The sequence below is a fragment of the Pontibacillus yanchengensis genome (assembly GCF_009856295.1).
In the GTDB taxonomy this organism is placed as follows: domain Bacteria; phylum Bacillota; class Bacilli; order Bacillales; family BH030062; genus Pontibacillus; species Pontibacillus yanchengensis_A.
On the sequence record NZ_WMEU01000002.1, the window covers coordinates 132,361 to 151,772 of the forward strand.

At 39.0% G+C, this 19,412-nt stretch carries 20 protein-coding genes and 2 other annotated features (1 of these 22 running past the window's edge); of the genes, 16 read left to right on the top strand and 4 right to left on the bottom strand.

Annotation, left to right across the window (positions count from 1 at the left end):
* Positions 1-150: a binding site (T-box leader), on the top strand (it extends 73 nt beyond the left edge of the window).
* A gap of 66 nt (positions 151-216) precedes the next feature.
* The 6 genes from thrS to GLW08_RS07825 all read left to right on the top strand — a co-directional run bounded on the left by thrS (position 217) and on the right by GLW08_RS07825 (position 4,969).
* Positions 217-2,154, top strand: coding sequence for a threonine--tRNA ligase (gene thrS / locus GLW08_RS07800; protein WP_160848044.1), 1,938 nt, complete (start codon positions 217-219; stop codon positions 2,152-2,154).
* 301 nt (positions 2,155-2,455) lie between these two features.
* Positions 2,456-2,583, top strand: a sequence feature (ribosomal protein L20 leader region).
* 91 nt (positions 2,584-2,674) lie between these two features.
* On the top strand, positions 2,675-3,181 hold the full coding sequence (infC, locus tag GLW08_RS07805; protein WP_160848045.1) for a translation initiation factor IF-3: 507 nt from the start codon (positions 2,675-2,677) through the stop codon (positions 3,179-3,181).
* Positions 3,182-3,229: 48 nt separating this feature from the next.
* Complete coding sequence (rpmI, locus tag GLW08_RS07810) at positions 3,230-3,427, top strand: 50S ribosomal protein L35 (protein WP_160848046.1); 198 nt, start codon at positions 3,230-3,232, stop codon at positions 3,425-3,427.
* 55 nt (positions 3,428-3,482) lie between these two features.
* Positions 3,483-3,839 (top strand): 50S ribosomal protein L20, encoded by a 357-nt coding sequence (gene rplT / locus GLW08_RS07815; RefSeq protein ID WP_160848047.1) that lies wholly within the window; start codon positions 3,483-3,485, stop codon positions 3,837-3,839.
* Between the two features lie 230 nt (positions 3,840-4,069).
* A complete protein-coding gene (locus GLW08_RS07820) occupies positions 4,070-4,348 on the top strand; it encodes a DUF1294 domain-containing protein (protein WP_237458369.1) in 279 nt (92 codons plus the stop codon).
* 42 nt (positions 4,349-4,390) lie between these two features.
* Positions 4,391-4,969, top strand: a complete 579-nt coding sequence (locus tag GLW08_RS07825; protein WP_160848048.1) for a TVP38/TMEM64 family protein — start codon at positions 4,391-4,393, stop codon at positions 4,967-4,969.
* A gap of 92 nt (positions 4,970-5,061) precedes the next feature.
* On the opposite strand, the gene GLW08_RS07830 is transcribed toward GLW08_RS07825, so the two are convergent.
* A complete protein-coding gene (locus tag GLW08_RS07830; RefSeq protein WP_160848049.1) occupies positions 5,062-5,466 on the bottom strand; it encodes a sigma-w pathway protein ysdB in 405 nt (134 codons plus the stop codon).
* Between the two features lie 189 nt (positions 5,467-5,655).
* Here GLW08_RS07830 and GLW08_RS07835 point away from each other — a divergent pair, with 189 nt between their 5' ends.
* A complete protein-coding gene (locus GLW08_RS07835) occupies positions 5,656-6,144 on the top strand; it encodes a dUTP diphosphatase (RefSeq protein WP_160848050.1) in 489 nt (162 codons plus the stop codon).
* A gap of 74 nt (positions 6,145-6,218) precedes the next feature.
* Positions 6,219-7,304 (top strand): M42 family metallopeptidase, encoded by a 1,086-nt coding sequence (locus tag GLW08_RS07840; RefSeq protein WP_160848051.1) that lies wholly within the window; start codon positions 6,219-6,221, stop codon positions 7,302-7,304.
* 139 nt (positions 7,305-7,443) lie between these two features.
* On the opposite strand, the gene GLW08_RS07845 is transcribed toward GLW08_RS07840, so the two are convergent.
* Both GLW08_RS07845 and sspI read right to left on the bottom strand, forming a co-directional pair.
* Entirely contained in the window at positions 7,444-7,689 is a 246-nt protein-coding gene (locus GLW08_RS07845) for a hypothetical protein (protein WP_160848052.1), read from the bottom strand.
* Positions 7,690-8,338: 649 nt separating this feature from the next.
* Positions 8,339-8,563 carry a small acid-soluble spore protein SspI gene (gene sspI, locus GLW08_RS07850; RefSeq protein WP_160848053.1) on the bottom strand — a complete coding sequence of 75 codons (225 nt, stop codon included), beginning with the start codon at positions 8,561-8,563 and terminating at the stop codon, positions 8,339-8,341.
* 119 nt (positions 8,564-8,682) lie between these two features.
* On the opposite strand from sspI, the gene GLW08_RS07855 reads away from it, so the two are divergent.
* From GLW08_RS07855 to GLW08_RS07875, 5 genes are all read left to right on the top strand, one after another.
* Complete coding sequence (locus GLW08_RS07855; RefSeq protein WP_160848054.1) at positions 8,683-9,420, top strand: TrmH family RNA methyltransferase; 738 nt, start codon at positions 8,683-8,685, stop codon at positions 9,418-9,420.
* A gap of 576 nt (positions 9,421-9,996) precedes the next feature.
* Positions 9,997-11,031 carry a phenylalanine--tRNA ligase subunit alpha gene (gene pheS / locus GLW08_RS07860; protein WP_160848055.1) on the top strand — a complete coding sequence of 345 codons (1,035 nt, stop codon included), beginning with the start codon at positions 9,997-9,999 and terminating at the stop codon, positions 11,029-11,031.
* Positions 11,032-11,046: 15 nt separating this feature from the next.
* Positions 11,047-13,479, top strand: coding sequence for a phenylalanine--tRNA ligase subunit beta (gene pheT, locus GLW08_RS07865; RefSeq protein ID WP_160848056.1), 2,433 nt, complete (start codon positions 11,047-11,049; stop codon positions 13,477-13,479).
* A 363-nt stretch (positions 13,480-13,842) separates the two neighbouring features.
* Positions 13,843-14,673 carry a YitT family protein gene (locus GLW08_RS07870; protein WP_160848494.1) on the top strand — a complete coding sequence of 277 codons (831 nt, stop codon included), beginning with the start codon at positions 13,843-13,845 and terminating at the stop codon, positions 14,671-14,673.
* 46 nt (positions 14,674-14,719) lie between these two features.
* The gene (locus tag GLW08_RS07875) at positions 14,720-15,226 is read left to right on the top strand and encodes a hypothetical protein (protein ID WP_160848057.1); all 507 of its coding nucleotides are present in this window, start codon (positions 14,720-14,722) and stop codon (positions 15,224-15,226) included.
* Positions 15,227-15,580: 354 nt separating this feature from the next.
* On the opposite strand, the gene rnhC is transcribed toward GLW08_RS07875, so the two are convergent.
* Positions 15,581-16,531 carry a ribonuclease HIII gene (gene rnhC / locus GLW08_RS07880; protein WP_160848058.1) on the bottom strand — a complete coding sequence of 317 codons (951 nt, stop codon included), beginning with the start codon at positions 16,529-16,531 and terminating at the stop codon, positions 15,581-15,583.
* A 241-nt stretch (positions 16,532-16,772) separates the two neighbouring features.
* Between rnhC and zapA the strand changes: the two genes are divergently transcribed.
* From zapA to polX, 3 genes are all read left to right on the top strand, one after another.
* Complete coding sequence (gene zapA / locus GLW08_RS07885; RefSeq protein WP_036823119.1) at positions 16,773-17,045, top strand: cell division protein ZapA; 273 nt, start codon at positions 16,773-16,775, stop codon at positions 17,043-17,045.
* A complete protein-coding gene (locus tag GLW08_RS07890) occupies positions 17,038-17,595 on the top strand; it encodes a CvpA family protein (RefSeq protein ID WP_160848059.1) in 558 nt (185 codons plus the stop codon). Before zapA ends, GLW08_RS07890 begins: the two co-directional genes overlap by 8 nt.
* 73 nt (positions 17,596-17,668) lie before the next feature.
* Positions 17,669-19,393: a DNA polymerase/3'-5' exonuclease PolX gene (gene polX / locus GLW08_RS07895; protein ID WP_160848060.1), complete on the top strand. Its 1,725-nt coding sequence runs from the start codon at positions 17,669-17,671 to the stop codon at positions 19,391-19,393.
* Positions 19,394-19,412: the final 19 nt, after the last annotated feature.

Consider the following 19,412-nt stretch of genomic DNA (forward strand, 5'->3'; position numbering starts at 1 on the left):
CTAAGTACGGCATATTGTTTACCACCTCTGAACTCTAGTCGCGAAATGTAGTAGTGATTAGCGATTTGTCCACGTTACGGATGTACTAATGAAGCCACATTAAGATGTGGAAATTAGGGTGGAACCACGGGTATAACGCTCGTCCCTTCGCTATCGTGCAAGGGATGGGCGTTTTTTAGTGTTTTAAAATAGTAACACATTAAAGGAGTGACAGACATGTCGGAAGCAATTCAACTTACTTTTCCAGATGGCGCAGTCAAGGAGTTCCCACAAGATACGACGACAGAAGATGTAGCTGCTTCCATTAGCCCTGGGTTAAAAAAGCAAGCTGTTGCAGGGAAGCATAATGGCCAGCTTTTGGACTTGCGTCGTGTATTACCTGGGGATGGTTCAATCGAAATCGTTACATTACGTGACGAAGAAGGGATTGAAGTGTTACGCCACTCCACTGCTCACTTAATGGCTCAAGCTGTTAAACGTTTGTATGGAAATGTGAACCTAGGTGTAGGTCCTGTTATAGAAAATGGCTTTTATTATGATATGGACTTAAACGAATCGATTACTGCAGAGGATCTTCCAAAGATTGAGAAAGAAATGCAGAAAATCGTAAGCGAAAACCTTGAAGTGGAACGCTTAGAGGTCAGTCGTGAAAAAGCGAAAGAAATGTACGAAGAAATTGGCGATAATCTTAAATTGGAACTGCTAGAAGATATCCCAGAAGGTGAACAAGTAACGATTTACAAGCAGGGTGAGTTCTTTGATCTCTGTCGTGGACCTCACGTCCCTTCTACAGGGAAAATAAAAGTATTTAATTTATTGAGTGTCTCTGGTGCATACTGGCGTGGAGATAGTGATAATAAAATGCTACAACGTATTTATGGTACAGCTTTTGAAAAGAAAGATCACTTAAAAGAGTATCTTCATATGCTTGAAGAAGCTAAAGAGCGCGATCACCGTAAGTTAGGTAAAGAACTAGACATCTTTACTGTTTCTCAGAAAGTTGGTCAAGGTTTACCTCTTTGGCTTCCTAAAGGTGCTACCATCCGTCGCACTATCGAACGGTATATCGTTGACTTAGAAGAACGTCTAGGTTATGACCACGTGTACACACCTGTTCTTGGCTCTGTAGACTTGTATAAAACAAGCGGACACTGGGATCACTATCAAGAGGATATGTTCCCGACTATGGAAATGGATAACGAGGACCTTGTGCTTCGCCCTATGAACTGTCCACACCATATGATGATTTATAAGAGTCAGTTCCATAGTTATCGTAATTTACCAGTACGAATAGCTGAGCTAGGTACAATGCATCGGTATGAAATGTCAGGCGCATTAGCAGGACTACAGCGTGTTCGTGCAATGACTCTGAATGATGCTCACATTTTCGCTCGACCTGATCAGCTAAAAGAAGAGTTCATTCGCGTTGTTCGTATGATTCAGGAAGTATATAAAGACTTTGGTTTAAATGAGTACTACTTCCGTCTTTCTTATCGTGATAAAGAAGATAAAGAAAAATATGTAGACAACGATGAAATGTGGGATAAGGCACAATCTCTTCTTAAAGAAACAATGGAAGACTTGAAACTTGATTACGTAGAGGCAGAAGGGGAAGCTGCATTCTACGGTCCGAAATTGGATGTTCAAGTAAAAACAGCATTAGGAAAAGATGAAACATTATCTACTGTACAACTCGATTTCCATTTACCAGAACGTTTTGATTTAACCTATGTTGGTGAAGATGGTAACCACCATCGTCCTGTTGTAATACACCGTGGAGTTGTATCTACTATGGAACGTTTTGTAGCCTTCTTAATTGAAGAATATAAAGGAGCTTTCCCAACATGGTTAGCACCCGTGCAAGCGAAAATCATTCCAGTTTCAGCAGATGCTCACCTAGAGTATGCAAAAAAGGTAGAAGATGAGCTTCGATTTGGTGGAGTAAGAGTGGAAGTTGATGAACGGGATGAGAAGATCGGCTACAAGATCCGTGAAGCTCAAATGCAAAAAGTTCCATTCCAACTTGTTGTAGGGGATAATGAAAAAGGGGAAAACGGAGTAAATGTTCGTCGGTATGGTGAACAAGACTCAGAAACAAAACCTCTTGCAGATTTCGTAGATCAAATCAAACAAGAAATCCAAGGCAAATCCTAAAACTTACAAAGTCTCTTTCTTACTTTATAGTGAGGGAGAGACTTTTTTAATGTATCTTACTACGGTTTTAATGGAGGTTTACCTAACCCCATTGCGTTAGGTAACAACTTCCATAGCCTATATGTTGCTCCCAAGTAACCAGCGTTTTTAAAATTTGCAAGTGACTGTTGCATTAACTACGTAAATCTTGTATTCTTAATAGGGATATACACATTCGCACGAAGCAAACGAAAATAGATTTGCTAGTTGACACTTCGTGAAAAACATGCTAACCTTGTGAAAGTGAAATCAAATAACTGTCTGAGACAAGTAGAAGCACCCGCTTCTCACCTGATTGACGTTCTTTTTAGAAGAGCAGTTGACGGGTAACATTTTCTGAACGTAAGGGAAACGTGTGGGTGCAGTGTGTACCGACACTTTTTTAATGTCTTTAAATCCAGCATGATGAAATAGAGCTTGTCGAAGATGACACTATTATTTTTTAACTATACCTTGGAGGTGGCTGGTTATTAGCAAAGAAATGATTGTCAATGAAAAAATCCGTGCTCGCGAAGTACGTCTCATTGATTCAAATGGAGACCAATTGGGTGTTAAATCCAAGAATGAAGCATTAGATATCGCTGCAAATGCAAATCTAGATCTTGTAATGGTTGCTCCGAATTCAAAACCGCCTGTATGTCGTATCATGGACTACGGTAAGTATAAATTCGAGCAACAGAAAAAAGAAAAAGAACAGCGTAAGAACCAAAAAATTATTAACATCAAAGAAGTACGTCTTAGCCCAGGAATTGAGGAGCATGACTTTAATACAAAGCTTCGTAATGCACGTAAATTCCTTTCTAAAGGCGATAAGGTGAAGGCAACGATTCGTTTCCGCGGTCGTGCTATCACTCACAAAGAACTAGGCCAAGAGGTTCTAGATCGTATGGCAGAAGAATGTAAAGATCTTTCCACTATCGAAACGAAACCGAAAATGGAAGGTCGTAATATGTTTATGATGCTTGCTCCAGTTAATGAAAAAGAATAAGTAACTAACTAGGAAGAAGCCAGATAATGCTTAAAGGAGGAACTACTCATGCCAAAAATGAAAACTCATAAAGGTTCACAGAAACGTTTTTCAAAAACAGGTAGTGGCAAGGTGAAACGTTCCCACGCGTTCACAAGCCACTTATTCGCAAATAAGTCTCAAAAGCAAAAACGTAAACTACGTCAATCTACAATTGTAGATCGTAGCGACTATAAGCGTATTAAGGATATGCTTCCGAAAAAATAATGAAATTACATTCTAACGAGATTACTCGAAATTGATATAACAGGAGGGAACTACTATGGCACGCGTAAAAGGTGGAACAGTAACACGTCAACGTCGTAAAAAAGTCTTAAAACTTGCCAAAGGGTATTATGGTTCAAAACATGCTTTATTTAAGCAAGCAAAACAACAAGTAATGAAATCAGGTCAGTATGCTTATCGTGACCGTCGTCAGAGAAAACGTGATTTCCGTAAACTATGGATTGCACGTATCAACGCAGCAGCTCGTATGAACGACATTTCTTACAGCCGTCTAATGCACGGTCTTAAGCAAGCTGGTATCGAAGTGAACCGTAAAATGCTAGCTGACTTAGCTGTAACAGATGAAAAAGGTTTCGCTAACCTAGTAGATCAAGCTAAAACAGCACTTAAGTAAGTTCGACCAAAAAGCCATTCCAGATTGGAATGGCTTTTTTATGTTTACATATTTTCTGTAATATTGGTATGAGAGCTATTCTTTTATAGCCCCATTATAATTACGTAAAGATGGGGCGGGAAATTGGGGCGGTCGCTCCTATTTTTCAAAAATAGCTCCAGTTTTTCGATTCTTGCTCCGAAAGCAGGGAACTTTTCATATAACAAAAAGATTAAGGAGTTACAGAAATTATGATAACTTGGATGATTCTCATTTATGCCATCATAGTAAGTGGGATAGGATTTATATTAATGGGCGTGGATAAAAAACGTGCCCGTAGTAACCACTGGCGCATACAGGAAAGTACGTTTTGGAAGGTAGCGTGGTTAGGAGGAGCAACAGGTAACTGGCTAGGAATGAGTGTGTTTCGTCATAAAACCAAGCATAAATCTTTTGTGATTGGCACCCCTGCTATCATAATTGTACATCTAGTACTGTTTATTGTCATAAAGGCTCGTCTCCTGTCATAAGCTTAAAATAGACCGCTAATGTCTGGAGAGGGGGACTAGACGTTGCAACACCTTGGAGCATTTGTAATGACCATCGTAGAAGCAAGTGGCTTATTTGCTCCATTACTATTCATCAGTTTCCATTTGTTGCGGCCATTATTTTTTTTACCTGTTGCGTTCATATGTGTTTCCGGTGGGGTGCTATTTGGAGCAATAACGGGTTCAGTATACTCCATTGTTGGTGTAACCCTTTCTAGTCTGTTGTTTTATAAACTAAGTGAGTGGATGCCTAAAACCTTAAAAAAACTAGTTGTGTTAAAGAAGAAATTCTTTGGGAAGCATTCATCATTCTCAACAGGCCAGATTGCATTACTACGACTAGTGCCATTTATACACTTTCACCTAATCTCGTTATGCATTATCGAAATGTCAGGTACCTTTAAAGAATACATGAAAACGTCTTTTTACTCTAATATTCCTTTAGCTGTAGTTTATACATCAATCGGTCAATGGATATCAAGTTTATCCCCCTTCTTGATGGGGGCTATTCTGTTATTGTTGCTACCATTATTTTATCTTTTAAGGCGCAAAGAAGTGAGTATAAAATGGCATGACTTTTTTGCCGCAGAAGGAGCTAAATAACAGAAAAGAAGCACAGAGGTTGGTGGGAAACCTTCTGGGCTTCTTTTCTGTTAGGTACTATTCTTGTCATCTAGGTAAAGAGAATGCAAACATTACTGTGTATCGTTATGTTGTTTCGTTAATAATAATTGGTCAATTGGGTTTTTCCATTCAATCTTTGCGTAAGGATATTGAATCAGTATTTCTTCTTCAATAAAATAAAGGTCTCCACGCTCAAACCCTCTTAACTGATTAGGTTGCTTTGCCCAAACGGATATAGAAACGACCTCAAATGAATGCTCTGTGGTTCCTAAATATTTTTCTCCTTCGAATAAAACCCCTTTATAGGTAATTAAAAAATTTCTCTTAACATTGTCAGGGTCATCATAAAAGTAAAACTGCTTCTTCTCTTGTGCAAGCTCAAGTTTACGCTTAGGATTTATGAGATATTTATAAGCTGTATAGATTAATACAAGTATCGCAGCGAAAATGAGCATACGAAATAAAATAATAATCACTGCTATCGACTCCCTTGAAGGTCTTCTATAATAGTATGTACGATTGAAACGAAAAAACGTTTCACCTTTATCATACCAAACCAGACTATAATAAGAAAAAAACATTTGGTACACTTTACTTAGTCGTACATCAAAGGAAAGACAAGCGATTAAAATATAGATAGCTTGTTAAATAGAAGGAGTAAAAAGATGAATTGGAATGAACTATTTCAGATGCAGCAACAATTAGATCAACGTATAGAAGCTGAGCATGGCTTAGAAGACGCGGATTTGTTTTCTAAAAAAGTGCTAGCTTTATTGGTAGAGCTTGGTGAACTGGCAAATGAAACAAGGTGTTTTAAATTTTGGAGCCTTAAGCCTCCAAAGGAGCAGCAAGTTATTTTAGAAGAATATGTTGATGGATTGCATTTCATAATGTCATTAGGATTAGAAAAAACACTATACTATCAAGGGGCATTAGACGCTCAAAACGGCCCATCAAATACAACAGAGCAATTTCAAAAAGTCTTCTCAGGTGTTCACTTGTTCCAAGAATCACCCACTCAAGCTCATTATGAACAGTTGTTCACAGCATTTTTACGACTCGGTATTACACTAGGGTTCTCAGAAGTGGAGATTCAAGAAGCATATTATAAAAAGAATGAAGTGAACCACCAGCGCCAAGAAGAAGGTTATTAGTATTATTTTTGTTTCTAAAAGTAAAAAACGATATAATAAAATATAGTATGAAAGTATTAAGGAGGAATGAAGATATGACTAAGTGGGATGAAACCCTATCTATGCTAAAAGATTTAACAGATGCAAAAGGCATTCCAGGTAATGAAAAAGAAGCACGAGACGTAATGAAAAAATACATAACTCCATTTGCGGATGAAGTGTACACGGATAACCTTGGAAGCTTGATTGCCAAGAAAGTAGGAAAAGAAAATGGTCCGAAAGTATTAGTGGCGGGTCACCTCGATGAAGTAGGGTTCATGGTTACTCGTATTGACGATAATGGCTTTGTTTACTTTCAAACAGTAGGTGGATGGTGGAGTCAGGTTATGCTAGCGCAGCGTGTAACCTTAATGACTCGCAAAGGGAACTTAACAGGTGTGATTGGTTCAAAACCACCGCATATTCTCCCTGCAGAGCAGCGTAAGAAACCAGTTGAAATAAAAGATATGTTTATTGACATTGGTGCTTCATCTCGTGAAGAAGCTCAGGAGTTTGGTGTGCGACCTGGTGATTCCGTTGTTCCATATTTTGAATTCACACAAATGCCTAATGAAAAAATGCTTCTTGCAAAGGCATGGGATAACCGTATAGGTTGTGCCATTGCAATCGAAGTGTTGCGTAGATTGAAGTCAGAAGCTCATCCTAACGTTGTTTATGGAGTAGGTACAGTTCAAGAAGAAGTAGGTACTAGAGGTGCAAAGACGTCTACAAATGCGATTAAACCCGATATTGGCTTTGCGGTAGATGTAGGTATTGCTGGTGATACTCCAGGCATTACAGATAAAGAAGCAGCTAGTAAGATGGGTGAGGGACCACAAATTATTCTTTATGATGCTTCTTTAATCTCTCATAAAGGACTTCGCGACTATGTAATTGATACAGCTGATGAGAAAGACATTCCTTATCAATACGACGTTTTAGCAGGAGGGGCGACTGATGGTGGTTCTATCCACGTTACAGCTGACGGGGTACCAGCTTTAGCAATTACTGTAGCTACAAGATACATCCATTCTCATGCTGCAATGCTTCATCGTGACGATTTTGAAAATGCCGTGAACCTGTTAGTTGAAGTAATAAAAGGATTAGATGACGAAAAGGTAAAAGAAATTACGTTTGATTAGAAATATAAAAGCCACTTCCATTTCAATTTTGGAAGTGGCTTTTGGCATTTAGTCTTAAAGTTTTACTATTACATATTTAAATGATATCTATGTAAAAAGGTGCACGTCTATAGAAGACAGCACCTTAATATCTTTATCCCTACCATTCAGGAAATCTATTTTCTACTGGTGGGCAACCATATGGATAAGGACCGGGAGAATTAGCTGAATACGGGAAAGTTGGAGAAAAGAATGGAGGGTAAAATAATGTGCCAAACACACCCCATACTAAATCACCAGAACCTCCAAATGGAAATCCCGCAAAAGGGAAACCATCTAAAAAGAACCCATCCCCACTTGTTTTCTCTCGAGTTCCAAGAGGAATGAAAGACTTTTGGTTTTGCATTAGGTTGAACCTCCTAACGTGTTGGTATTAGTATGGTATTCAGAGGAAGGAAATTTGTTTTTTCTTTTCGTTATGTATTCTATATATGGGGCATGAGATCTTGAAGACTTGCATTCGAGATAGTTGAGAGGGAGTTTCCGTTGAGCTCTGGAGCGACTTTTCCTCCTTTCGGAGCAAGAATTGAAAAACAGGAGCTACTTTTGGAATATAGGAGCGACTTTTTCAAAATAAGAGTGACTGCTGGTGGGAGGTTGCGATCAACATTTTAAAGTTTCGGAGCAGCTTTTCCAATTTCCGAGCAATATTTCGAATTTGCGACCATCTTTTTACATTTCGGAGCAACCGGGATATGCGGACAGAAATGGTGGGCGACAGCTTACCTGAAGCCCCGTTGCGAACGAGTTATCGGAATAGGACTCTATATCCTGTTAGGCATGTTTGTTATTCCATTACTATTGTTTGGGATTTTTACGGATCGAAAGAACGGTAAGGCTAGTAAAAGAGAGACGAATGAACATAAGGAAAAAAGTTACCATCACATGAGGGAGAACCGTGATTTGTAAATGTGAGAGAGAAAAATAAAAAACGTGCATACTCTAAGGGGTGAGCTTTTGCACGTTTTTTATTTCATATCATATAAGGCAGCGCTTTATGATTCTGTAGAAGCTTGTTGCACACCCTGTTCTAGTGCTTCTAACATTTCTTGTTTTTCGGACTGGTCAGCGTTTTCCCAAATTAATTCAAAAAGAACACCTAGTCCAGGAAGCATTTTTTCTTCCCCGCTATTGATTGCTTCTTTAATTGTCGCTTCAAGCTGGTCAGTATTATTACCAGATACGTTGGATAGGATTGCGTTTCTAAGGTTTAGATTCATCTTTCCACCTCTTTTCTGCATACATTACGTATGAGAATAGTTTGACCATTCCAAACTGAAATATGTATGATGAAAAAGAATATAAAAATGATGTGAATAAATGAAGGATGATCACAAATATGATTACGTCTGTACAAAATGGACAAGTAAAACAATGGAGAAAGTTGAAGCGTAAACGAGGAAGGGAAAAGGAACAGGCATTTCTCGTAGAAGGGTTTCATTTAGTGGATGAAGCATTAAAGAGTGATTGGAAAGTACGAGAGATTATTTTTCGAGAAGATGTGGATATACAAAATGAATGGCAATCATATACTTGGTATCAGGTGAGTCACGATGTATTTGATGCTGTTTCTGAAACAGAGAATCCACAAGGTGTAGCAGCTGTTGTACAAATGGATGAGTTAGAGTGGCAAGGAGGTTCGAGGGTGTTGGTGCTTGACTCCATCCAAGATCCTGGCAACCTAGGTACATTAATTAGAACGGCTGACGCAGCAGGATTTGATGCCGTGTTACTAGGAAAAGGTACCGTCGATCCATTTAATGATAAAGTCATTCGTGCAACTCAAGGTTCTGTATTCCATATACCTCTTTTCTTTGGGGAACTAGATGAGTGGATTCCTAAACTACAAACTCAAGGATTTCATGTCTGGGCAACATCTCTCCAACAAGCAACCGTATATGATGAATTAAAGCCAGTTACACCAATTGCTTTAATAGTAGGAAATGAGGGTGCTGGAGTGAATCAAGACTACATTAACATGGCTGATAACCGAGTAAGTATTCCTATCTATGGCCAAGCAGAATCATTGAATGTTGCCATCGCATCAGGAATTTTAATGTATTATTTACGAAACTAGGGTTGCAAGTTTGCTTTTGCTTTTCTATAATAAGTAATCAGTTAACTAAATATGTTTGAAAGCGAAGAAAGAGCAAGTAAATGATTTGTTCGTTGGCAGTTTGAGGGAAGAAATGTCATAGACTGAAAGCATTTCTACTGTCTGAATCATTGAAAATTCACTCTGGAGCTGGCACTGGGACCTTGCGTGTGTAGCGAGTAAAAGTGTTTCCGGATATACATATCCGTTATCAATAACAAAGTGGACACATAGTAACAAGTGTCAACCAGGGTGGTACCGCGTGATTCGTATATATAAGTCTCGTCCCTTCTAGGGATGAGGCTTTTTTTATGTTTTAGGAAAAAGTGTTGGCCTGTGCATAATTAAAAAATTGTAGAGGCCACGTCCAGCTCAGCGCCCAGCTTATCTCCTACGGAATCAGGTGAAGTTCTGTAGTGATGGAGGATAGATTAAAATCGCTGCATCGTGCAGCAACATCGAATCAACCTACATCGTATAGGCCGCAGCACATACGTCGGTCGCTAACCGGGCGCCCTAGGCTTTTGAAATGTTTTCAAGATAAAAGGAGGATATATAATGAAGGAACGCTTGTTAGAACTGAAACAAGAGGCGCTTGAAAAAGTGACAGCTGCTCAAGATGTTAAAGGTCTTCAAGAAGTAAGAGTGCAATACTTAGGTAAAAAAGGACCAATCACAGAGGTGCTAAGAGGTATGGGGAAACTCCCTGCTGAAGAACGTCCTGTCATCGGTCAATTAGCTAATGATGTTCGAGAAGAAATTTCTAACGCAATCGAAACCAAACAAACGAAGCTTGAAGAACAAGCATTGGAAAAGCAATTGGAGGAGGAAACAATCGATGTCACTCTTCCTGGAAGACCAGCACCATCAGGCGGTCGACACTTGTTGACAAGCATCATTGAAGAGATTGAAGACTTATTTATTGGCATGGGATTCGAAGTTGCGGAAGGTCCAGAAGTTGAATCTGATTACTATAACTTTGAAGCTTTAAATCTGCCAAAAGGACACCCGGCACGTGATATGCAAGATTCTTTTTATATCACGGAGGAAATTCTTATGCGTACACATACGTCCCCTGTACAGGCACGTACGATGGAAAAGCATGAAGGAAAAGGACCTGTTAAGGTAATTTGTCCAGGTAAGGTGTATCGCCGTGATACGGATGATGCTACTCACTCTCATCAGTTCACCCAAATTGAGGGTCTTTTAGTAGACGAGCATGTTCGTATGAGTGACTTAAAAGGTGTGCTAAATGAATTCGCGAAGCAAATGTTTGGAGAGGATCGTGAAATTCGCTTACGTCCAAGTTTCTTCCCGTTTACAGAACCTTCAGTGGAAATGGATATCTCTTGTAAGATGTGCGGTGGAGAAGGGTGTTCGGTATGTAAAGGAACAGGTTGGATTGAGATTCTAGGTGCAGGAATGGTGCATCCAAATGTACTGCAAATGGCAGGGTATGATCCGGAGAAATACACCGGCTTTGCATTTGGTATGGGACCTGAGCGTATTGCCATGTTGAAATATGGTATTGATGATATTCGTCATTTCTACACAAACGATATTCGTTTCTTAAATCAATTTCATAAAGCGTAAAAGGAGGATAATGACATGTTTGTATCATTAAATTGGCTTAAACAATATGTGGATCTTCAAGGATTGACACCTGAAGATTTAGCAGAAAAGATTACGAAAACAGGTATTGAGGTCGATAGTGTAGAAGCATTCGGCGAATACATTGAACATCTTGTAGTAGGGCATGTGAAAGAATGTAGCCAACATCCAAACGCTGATAAACTGAGTGTGTGTCAAGTTGATGTTGGTGATGAAACATTACAAATCGTTTGCGGTGCCCCAAACGTTGCACAAGGACAGAAAGTAGCCGTTGCTAAACCCGGTGCCGTTTTATCAGGTGATTTTAAAATAAAGAAAGCAAAGCTACGTGGTGAAGAATCAGCTGGTATGATTTGTTCCTTGCAAGAGCTTGGAATAGATCCAAAGAATGTACCAAAAGAATTTGAAGATGGAATTTTCGTATTTCCAGAGGATACCCAAGTAGGTGTTGATGCAAATCCATTATTAAATTTGGATGACGTTATATTAGAGCTAGAGTTAACTCCTAACCGTTCGGACGCGTTAAGCATGATGGGTGTAGCGTATGAGGTTGCTGCGATTTTAGATACACCTCTTCATTTCCCATCAGAAGAAGTAGCCATCACGGATGAGAAAGCTATGGATGCAATTTCTGTTGAGGTTGAGAATTCGGAGCTAAATCCTTATTATGGTGCATTTGTGATCAAAAACATTCAAGTAGGTACTTCTCCATTATGGATGCGAAATCAACTCATTTCGGCCGGAATTCGTCCTATCAATAATGTAGTCGATATTACGAACTATGTATTACTAGAATATGGTCAACCATTACATGCATTTGACTATGATCGATTTGGTTCTAAACAGATTGTTACCCGTCAAGCTAAAGATGGGGAGACCATCACAACACTTGATGATGAAGAACGAACTCTATCATCTGACCAGTTAGTTATCACAAATGGAAATGAACCTGTTGCCATTGCTGGTGTTATGGGGGGTGCAGATTCAGAAGTACAAGAAGATACAACATCTATAATCTTAGAAGCAGCTTACTTTAGCCCTCAAGCGGTGCGCAATGCTGCTAAGGAGCATGGACTACGTAGTGAAGCATCCGTTCGTTTTGAAAAGGGTGTTGATCCTGACCGCGTTAAACGTGCTGGTCTTCGTGCATGTCAACTATTGGCTGAATATGCAGGAAGCGAAGTGCTAGATGGTGTTGTGGAGTTTGACGAGTTAAGCTATGAAGAAAAACAAGTTACAATAACAACTTCTCGCATGAACCATGTTCTTGGTACAGAGTTAAAGAATGAAGATATTCAAGACATTTTACGCAAGCTACAATTTGATTATAAGCAAGATGGTGAAACATTCATTGTTTCTGCACCAACCCGTCGACAGGATATTGTGATTGTAGAAGATATGGTGGAAGAAATTGCACGTATGTATGGTTATGACAATTTACCATTTACAATGCCAGGAGGTGCTTCAAAAGCAGGTGGCTTGACGGATCATCAATCCCTTCGTCGTAAGGTGCGAAGTTACTTGGAAGGTTCCGGATTATCTGAAGCCATTACGTATTCATTAACAACAGAAGAACGAGCGAACATGCTTGTTTCTCCTGATATTGAAGGAGAATACACTCGCCCTGTTCACCTTGCTTTGCCAATGAGTGAAGAGCATAGTCATCTGCGACTAAGTATGATTCCAGAGTTATTGACCTCAGCATCCTATAATATCGCTCGTAAACAAAAAGACATCGCATTTTATGAAATTGGCGCTGTTTATGTGACGGAAGAATCTGTGTTAACAACACAACCTCAGGAACAAGAAAGACTAGCCGGAGTTCTTACTGGAAGCTGGTTAGCGCACCCTTGGCAACAAGAGAAGAAAAGCGTTGATTTCTTTGTCGTAAAAGGTGTCTTAGAGGGATTATTCTCATTCTTAGATTTATCTGAGAATGTACGTTTTAAGCAAGCTAGTATTAAAGGAATGCATCCTGGTCAAACGGCGGAAGTTGTGTTAAATGGTCATTCTATTGGTTACGTTGGTCAGGTTCATCCATCCTTACAAAAGCAATTTGATCTAAAAGGAACGTACGTTTATGATTTAAATCTGCAAGCTATTTTAGATACGGTAACAAGGGAAGAAAACTATTCACCAATTCCGCGTCATCCTTCTGTTAGCCGTGATATCGCATTAGTAGTGGATGAACAAGTAAAAGCTGGTGAACTACAGAATACAATTATGCAAACAGGTCAGCCTCTTGTTCAACACGTACTCGTTTTTGATTTATACCAAGGGGAACATCTTCCTGAAGGTAAAAAATCATTAGCATTTACCCTTCGTTATCTTGATCCAAAGCGCACTTTAACAGATCAAGAAGTAGAAGAAACCCATAATGCTATTCTTGAACAAGTTAAAACAACTTACCAAGCTGAATTACGAGGATAAATAAAACCCAGACAGTTTTCTGTCTGGGTTTTTGTATGTGAATAATTGCATGTGTATTACTTAGCTAAGTATAGATGCCTGTCCAGCTCCAGCGCCCAGTGACTAGCAAACTTCCTGATCCTCCTTACGATATGTCAACATCGCTACCGCTCTTAGTGTTTCCATTACTTCCTACGGCTTCAGGGGAAGTTCGGTTAAAATTGCTACATCAGATAGGAACATCGAAGCAACTTACTTCGTATAGGCAGCAGTCCATATGTCGTTAAACGGGCACCCTGAGCTTTTGTTAAAACACTTTTACGAAATGCGATTTATCCCCCATAATAGATACCATCAAGCATAAGTATTAGAGGAGGAGATGTCATCTTGAGACAGGTTATAAACAGAATAGTACTAATCATTTTTGGGTCTATCCTATTTGCATTAGGAGTCAATTATTTTGCAATCCCCAACCAACTTGCTGAAGGTGGCATCATAGGTATTACCATTGTATTGCATTATGTATTTGACTGGTCTACTGGTCTAACTAGTTTTCTGTTAAATATTGCATTAATCGGTGTAGGATATAAATTTTTAGATAAGAAAATGATGGGATATACTTTATTTGGAGTAGTAGCACTTTCCCTGAGTCTATGGGCGACTGAGAACATCGGGAATCCCGTAGTAGACGACACTCTTCTCGCCCCTTTGTATGCGGGTTTATTTGTGGGCGCGGGGGTTGGGGTCATATTTCGCTCTGGCGCTACATCCGGCGGTACGCAAATTATATCCAAAATGTTAAATCAATATTTTGGTTGGAGCATGGCTTCTGCGACACTAATCATTGATCTAATCGTCATTGGTGCATCCGTTTTTGTTATTGGTCAGAAAAAAGCGATGCTAACGTTAGTTGCTATTTATGTAGGAGCCAAGGTTATTGATTTTATTGTTGATGGTATGAATATTCGTAAGGCTATTACAATCATTTCGGATGACTCCGATCATGTATTACAAGAAATCAATGCTAATCTCTCGCGAGGGGTTACAATCCTGAACGGGAAAGGTGGATACTTGAAAGAGGAAAAGAATGTGTTATATGCTGTGGTGAATTGGCAAGAAACTGTTAAACTCCAACGATTAGTGAATCGGGTAGATCCTGAAGCATTTGTTGTCATTCATGATGTACGCGGTGCGTTTGGTGGAGGATTTAAGTAGGAATACTGGTTAAAAAGAAGAAAAGACGTAAAAGGAGTAGATGGATTTGGACGCATTTATTAAGAAGTATGGTAATACGTTAGAAAAGCATATGGGCGAAAAATTAATAGGACAAACGATTACAAATGTATATGATCCCCAAGTATCAGACATGGTTAGGGGGTATATTCAGTACGGAAAGAGGCCACTTTTAGCAGTTCATCACCGCTTTGCAGATGAAACGGAGAAGAACCAAGAGGCAGAAGATGCAAATCGCGCAAAACCTTTCGTTGAGTATGCTACAGAACACTTTGTAGATGAAGAAATTATTAAAGTTGATATTCATGAAGCTGGTGGCCAATATTATGTAGGGCTTTACGTGAATGATGCGAATGAAAGTGGAGAAGACGTATTGCATGTACCCTTGCATATAACGACAGATCAAGTTGATGGGGAAGGAAATCCAGATGTGAAAGAAATTCCTATCTGGATTACAAGAGTTCTTGGTCTTACACCACCAGAAAAAGAAGTCCAACAACAAGAAGTATTAGAACCTGAGGAGCAAGAAGAATAAGTCTTTTATGAGTTTGAGATACGTTTGTACATTATCAAAAGCTTAAACATAAAAAGGGATGAGGGGCTATATATAGCACCTCATCTTTTTTGTTATTTAGCGTACTATAAAATTCAATGCATGTGTATAACTGAAAAAGTGATGTGGCTATGTCCAGCTCCAACGCCCAGCGACTAGCAAATTTCCTGCACCTCCTTACGATAAGTCAACATCGAACGTTTGCGCTCTTCGTGTTTCCTTTATCTCATATCGTGCAGCAATATTGAACCAACCCACGTCCTGTAGGCAGCAGTTTGTATGTCGCTAGCAGGGCGCTTGCGCTTTTGTTCTAATATAAGTAATAGTGGTCCACTATCAATCTTTTTTCATTTGTTGAAACTTTTTTAAGGCTTTATTCGTATTTGCGAAGTGCACCTTCGCATACTTGTCTAGTTCTTCTTGACCTTTGATGCGAATTAATGTCGCTGCTGCCTCATCAACTCGTTGAGATGCACCTTTGGGTAGCGTGATGCCCGCTTGTTGAGATAGTTTGTTCATATGCTTAACGAAAGCTGAGCGAGCAATAATGGAACCAACAGCAACAGCAATAGAATAGGATTCTGCTTTCATAAGAAAATACGCGTTCGATTGAAGACTCGCATTCTCCGTTTTGAGATGTTTTTTATATACTTCCGGTTGTGCGAATTGGTCAATAATCCAACCTTCAGGCTCATGGTCTAGTTTTTTAGCGAGCTTGTTGTAGGCATTATGATGAAGCATGGTTTTCATTTTTCCTTGCGTCCAACCTTTTTTCTGTAGAACATTGTATTTTTCATTATGAAGAATTACAAGCGAATATGGAATTTCCATTTCTACGATGCGTCGTGCGATTTGTTGGATTTGAGGATCTTTTAAATCTTTTGAATCCCTTACACCAGCTTGTTTAAGTGCTTGTATTTGATCTTCTCTTACATAAGCGCAAGCTACTGTGATGGGACCAAAATAGTCGCCTGTTCCCGCTTCATCTGATCCTGCGTGGCTTGTTAAGTATAAAGCCGCTGGTGGCGCATAAGAAGAGGAGGTGGGAGAAGGTTTCCCTTTTTTCTTATTTGTATTCTCTGATGGAGATCCCCATTTCGAAGCTTCTTGGTCGTGTTGTGCTCCTTGAAATAGTACCTTACCTGATTGGTAGGCTGTAATGGAACAGCTTGGCAACTTGGCTGCGAATTTAGCTCCTGCTGGTGTCTTATCCTTTAGGTAAGGTTTATAGTGTTGTTGCATTTTATTGATTTGTGAAGGTGACAACTTTAAAACAGATTGTGACATTCGATGATCTCCTTTATAAAAACGATAATGCTAGTATATCAAAAAAAAGATATGCTTGAATATCGACATTTCACGGTGACTATGCTTACCATACTAATCTATTTTACACACTATATTATAGAAGAAAAGTTTAAGAAAAAACATCTACTTTCAGCATCATTGGTCATAAGAGGTGTTTTTCTGCCATTTTTCATGTTAATATATACGTTAGGATTCTATTGTGGATGAGGGGGATTTCTCTGTGTCGCAATCTGACAAAAAACGAACAACCGTTGAAATACATAATCGCACATATAAAATTGTAGGAGACGAACCACCCCATCATATTCGAATGGTGGCTAGTTTGGTGGATCAGAAAATGAAAGAAATTCAAGAGTCTAACCCCCGTTTAGATACAGCTCAATTAGCTGTTTTAACGGCAGTCAATACAATGAACGATTATTTGAAATTAAAAGAAGAATATACAAATTTAGAATCAAAAGAGAAAGATGAGGACCGAAAAAATCATGATTGATTTGTTGTTATTAGCCATGCTTGTTTTTGGATTTCTAATAGGAATGCGCAGAGGTTTCATCCTCCAGCTTCTCCATATGACAGGCTTCATCGTAGCGTTTGTGATTGCAGTCATTTATTATGATGACTTAGCACCGAAACTGAAACTATGGGTACCTTTCCCTGACCTTCCCGAAGGACAGCAATGGGCTGTCTTTTTGGATAGCGTACCTGAAGGAGCATTCTATAATGCTATAGCATTTTTTATTATTTTCTTCGTAGTGAAAGTAATAATGCAAATTATCGCTTCCATGCTTGACTTTATAACAGATTTACCACTTCTCAATATGGTGAACAATTTATTTGGAGGAGTACTTGGATTTATTGAAATTTATTTTATCATCTTTATTTTCCTTTATTTAGGTGCCTTGCTACCAATATCGTTCATACAGAATGCAGTTGATGGATCTGTTTTAGCAAAAATGATTATTGAACACACGCCGCTATTGTCTGACCAGATTAAAACACTATGGTTTGAACACGTAGCAGAGCGTATTCCAAACTTCTCTTAATGAGAAGTTTTTTCTATACGTTAGGGGGTTGCTTCCTTAGTTGGAAGTGACATTTCGTAAGGGGTGAGATGAAATGAAGTTAGATAAAAAAGAGTTAATTAAAAAATTGGAGCAAATTGCTGTCTATTTAGAATTAAAAGGCGAAAACCCATTTAAAATTTCAGCGTATCGAAAAGCAGCTCAAGCGTTGGAAAATGACGATCGTTCTTTATCAGAAATAGATGATTTCACAAACATGACTGGAATTGGGAAAGGTACAGCAGCAGTCATTCAAGAATTAGTTGAAACAGGTGAAGCAGAAGTGTTGAATCAACTTGAGGAAGACGTTCCTGCTGGGTTAGTGCCGTTATTACAATTACAAGGTCTTGGTGGAAAAAAGCTAGCAAAATTGTACCAGGAACTCGGTGTGACAGACGCAACTTCACTTAAAGAAGCGTGTGAACAAGAACAAGTACAACAGCTTAGTGGGTTCGGCAAAAAGACGGAAGAAAAAATCCTTCAAGCGCTTGAGGATGTATCGAAGAGACCGGAGCGTTTACCGATAGCTGTTATGCTACCGATTGCAGAGCGCATTGAATCTTTTTTACAAACAGTCGAGGGGATTGATGAATTCTCAAGAGCTGGTAGCTTACGAAGAATGAAAGAGACGATTAAAGATATTGATTTTATAATCGCTACTGAAGATTATGAAAAAGTAAGAGAACAATTATTGCAATTAGACAATATAAAGGAAGTAGTTGCGAAAGGCGATACTAAAGTTTCTTTGTTGTTAGCTGAAGGATATGATATTGGTGTTGATTTTCGTTTGGTTGAGCCTCAAGAATTTGCAACGACCTTGCATCATTTCACAGGAGCCAAAGACCATAATGTAGCTATGAGACAATTAGCTAAAGATCAAGGTAAAAAAATAAGTGAGTATGGTGTTGAGAATAGCGAAACAGGGGATATTCAAACGTTCACCAATGAAGAAACATTCTTTGCTCACTTTGGTCTGGAATATATTCCACCGGAAGTAAGGGAAAATCTTGGGGAAGTAGAATCTTTTAGACAAAAGATTACATTACTAGACCATCAAGATATTCGTGGTGATTTACACATGCACACCGCTTGGAGCGACGGTGCGCAATCATTAAAGGAAATGGCAGATCGGGCTATCGAAAAAGGGTATGAATACATCGCCATCACAGATCACTCGAAGTATTTACGAGTCGCTAATGGTTTAGACGAAGATCGCCTGCGTAAGCAACGAGAGGAAATTGATAAGCTAAATGAAACGTTTGAGTCATTTCATATCTTTGCTGGTATTGAGATGGATATTTTACCAGATGGTTCATTAGACTTTTCGGAGGATTTCTTAAAGGAGATGGACTTTGTTATTGCATCGATTCATTCGAATTTTAATCAAACGCAGGAAGAGATAATGAATCGTTTACGAACCGCTCTAGAATGTCCTTATGTCCATTTAATTGCTCATCCTACTGGACGCTTGATTGGTAGACGTAACGGATATGATGTTGATATAGAACAGTTAATTCAAGGCGCTAAAGAAACAGGTACTGCTCTAGAGTTGAATGCAAATCCAAATCGTCTTGATTTATCTTGGGAATATTTAACGAAAGCGCAAGAAGAAGGAGTACGCATTGCGATTAATACGGATGCCCATACCTATTCCATGCTTGAACATATGGAAATTGGTGTAGGGATAGGACGGAAAGGTTGGTTGCGTAAAGAAAATGTGCTAAATACATGGACGAAAGAGCAACTATCCTTATTTATGAACAATAAAAAGCCAGAGTAGAAGAGATAAAGGGGATTCA

What these genes read in the sequence shown, in the direction of transcription:
- thrS (WP_160848044.1), top strand. Translation starts at nt 217, where the DNA reads ATGTCGGAAGCAATTCAACTTACTTTTCCAGATGGCGCAGTCAAGGAG.
- infC (WP_160848045.1), top strand. Translation starts at nt 2,675, where the DNA reads ATGATTGTCAATGAAAAAATCCGTGCTCGCGAAGTACGTCTCATTGAT.
- rpmI (WP_160848046.1), top strand. Translation starts at nt 3,230, where the DNA reads ATGCCAAAAATGAAAACTCATAAAGGTTCACAGAAACGTTTTTCAAAA.
- rplT (WP_160848047.1), top strand. Translation starts at nt 3,483, where the DNA reads ATGGCACGCGTAAAAGGTGGAACAGTAACACGTCAACGTCGTAAAAAA.
- GLW08_RS07820 (WP_237458369.1), top strand. Translation starts at nt 4,070, where the DNA reads ATGATAACTTGGATGATTCTCATTTATGCCATCATAGTAAGTGGGATA.
- GLW08_RS07835 (WP_160848050.1), top strand. Translation starts at nt 5,656, where the DNA reads ATGAATTGGAATGAACTATTTCAGATGCAGCAACAATTAGATCAACGT.
- GLW08_RS07840 (WP_160848051.1), top strand. Translation starts at nt 6,219, where the DNA reads ATGACTAAGTGGGATGAAACCCTATCTATGCTAAAAGATTTAACAGAT.
- GLW08_RS07845 (WP_160848052.1), bottom strand. Translation starts at nt 7,689, where the DNA reads ATGCAAAACCAAAAGTCTTTCATTCCTCTTGGAACTCGAGAGAAAACA.
- sspI (WP_160848053.1), bottom strand. Translation starts at nt 8,563, where the DNA reads ATGAATCTAAACCTTAGAAACGCAATCCTATCCAACGTATCTGGTAAT.
- GLW08_RS07855 (WP_160848054.1), top strand. Translation starts at nt 8,683, where the DNA reads ATGATTACGTCTGTACAAAATGGACAAGTAAAACAATGGAGAAAGTTG.
- pheS (WP_160848055.1), top strand. Translation starts at nt 9,997, where the DNA reads ATGAAGGAACGCTTGTTAGAACTGAAACAAGAGGCGCTTGAAAAAGTG.
- pheT (WP_160848056.1), top strand. Translation starts at nt 11,047, where the DNA reads ATGTTTGTATCATTAAATTGGCTTAAACAATATGTGGATCTTCAAGGA.
- rnhC (WP_160848058.1), bottom strand. Translation starts at nt 16,531, where the DNA reads ATGTCACAATCTGTTTTAAAGTTGTCACCTTCACAAATCAATAAAATG.
- GLW08_RS07890 (WP_160848059.1), top strand. Translation starts at nt 17,038, where the DNA reads ATGATTGATTTGTTGTTATTAGCCATGCTTGTTTTTGGATTTCTAATA.
- polX (WP_160848060.1), top strand. Translation starts at nt 17,669, where the DNA reads ATGAAGTTAGATAAAAAAGAGTTAATTAAAAAATTGGAGCAAATTGCT.